Annotated in this window: 2 protein-coding genes; both read right to left on the bottom strand. The window is 49.6% G+C overall.

Features of this window, described 5'->3' with window-relative positions:
* The coding region (locus tag ACYVN4_RS45040; RefSeq protein WP_460730451.1) for an XkdQ/YqbQ family protein at positions 1 to 320 on the bottom strand (320 nt) is incomplete at its 3' end.
* Positions 321 to 322: 2 nt separating this feature from the next.
* Positions 323 to 613, bottom strand: a 291-nt coding sequence (locus ACYVN4_RS45035) for a hypothetical protein (protein WP_460730449.1), incomplete at its 5' end; no start/stop codon positions are given.

The following is a 613-nucleotide window of genomic DNA, read 5'->3' as shown; positions in this document are numbered from 1 at the left end:
GTCGATACTGGCAGAACCAATGAGTCCTGATTCTTAAAGTATCTGAGTGAGTCGTAAGCTGTTACGCTGAACACTTCCGACTCATCGTAATCGACCTTGAAGACTTTTCCCTTGAACACATGATCATGGTCCCAGTTGAACCAGATATTGTCACCATTCTTAGGTGTATACCCTTCGTCCACTTCGACTAGCTTAAACGTCAGCTGACCAGCAGAAAAGTCGATATCAGTGACCCACTGGATATCTGATTCCAGAATCTCCCGTAGGTCCCATTTAGTCTTACTTCCCGGTGTCTGTGACTGAAAAAAAGTTACTGCCATACTTACACCGCCTTTACTGCCGACTTAGACACCCAGCCACGGGCGCCACCACTAAGCGTTGCTACGTGATACGGGTACTTGGCACCGGTGGCCACCAGCGTAAGCTTTCGAGTCGCGTTCCGTTCAGTCGCACCAACCCCACTACCAGTCGAGCTACGGTGCAACTGACCATTGACGACTACCTTCGAACCGCGGCCCACCTTTTTAGGTGGTGCTGAGCGGGACTTGCCCTTCTTAGCGGTCTTCTTTTTCTTGCTAGACTTCACTTTCTTGGCCTTATGAGTTTTGTACTC

The sequence above is a fragment of the Nocardia heshunensis genome (genome assembly GCF_054782115.1).
The sequence above is the reverse complement of the archived record's forward strand: the minus strand, read 5'-3'. Positions and strand labels throughout refer to the sequence as shown.